Here is a 584-nt window from a genome sequence, read left to right as displayed (position 1 = left end):
GAACCGGAAGTTGAGTATAGTAATCCTGATTTTGAGTCTGCGTTGATCTGTCTGGGGGGTGAAGGCGAAGTGACCCTGAACGGGGATTCATATTCCCTGGGCCCTTACGACACACTGTTTGTGCCACCGGGCAATGAGGGGACCATCCAACAAACCGGCGGGAATGTTGATTTGGTGGAATGTACGGCCCCCTCGGACGCCACCGGCCGGCCCGTGTATGTCGCCTTTGATGAGCTGAATGAGGATCCCGAGTTAACCCAGGATCTTGGCTTTGAGGGGTGCCACCGGAAGATTCACCGGTTGATTGACGAAAATGTACCGGCCCGGCGGCTGTTGTGCGGGCTGATCTTCAGCGAGGAGGGGAACTGGACCAGCTGGGCCCCGCACGAGCATGCGGCCACCAAGGAGGAGATCTACCTGTACTTCGAAATGCCCCCGCCGTCGTTCGGCATTCAGCTGGTGTATGAGGATATTGAGAAACCCGAGTACCTGGGCCCGGTCTACAACAACGATGCGGTGGTCATCAAAAAAGGGTATCACCCGAACGTGGCCATTCCCGGGCATTCCATTAATTTTGTATGGAT

Annotated in this window: 1 protein-coding gene; it reads left to right on the top strand. The window is 56.0% G+C overall.

Annotated features, from left to right (window positions below):
- Positions 1-584 (top strand): 5-deoxy-glucuronate isomerase (locus L6773_RS21325; protein ID WP_237856702.1); only part of this gene is annotated, 584 nt, incomplete at both ends.

This window comes from Rhodohalobacter sulfatireducens (genome assembly GCF_022012475.1).
Taxonomy (GTDB): Bacteria; Bacteroidota; Rhodothermia; order Balneolales; family Balneolaceae; genus Rhodohalobacter; species Rhodohalobacter sulfatireducens.
This window is presented reverse-complemented; position numbering and strand designations above follow the sequence as displayed.